Genomic DNA, 287 nt, shown 5'->3' with positions numbered 1-287 from the left:
AAACGCCCTTGCTTCCCTTTTAAGGAATCAGAAAGGGATTTCAACGGCCTGTTGGAATCAGTTTTTACTGCTGAAGATTTCCTGGTGTTGTCGAACAACGAATCCACAGATTCCTGAAGCATACGCTTCTCATTACGAAGAATTACTTCAGGAGCTTTGATCTCCATTAATCTTTTCAGACGGTTGTTACGTATAATTACACGACGGTAAAGATCGTTCAAATCTGAAGTTGCGAAACGCCCTCCATCAAGCGGCACCAGTGGACGTAATTCCGGCGGAATAATTGG

1 protein-coding gene is annotated in these 287 nt (G+C 43.6%); it reads right to left on the bottom strand.

Annotated features, from left to right (window positions below):
* Window positions 1–287 (bottom strand): hypothetical protein (locus HC175_RS23280; RefSeq protein ID WP_168140113.1); only part of this gene is annotated, 287 nt, incomplete at both ends.

The organism is Salinimicrobium oceani, from assembly GCF_012037645.1.
Note: the sequence above shows the minus strand (reverse complement) of the source record. Positions and strands in the feature narration are given on the sequence as shown.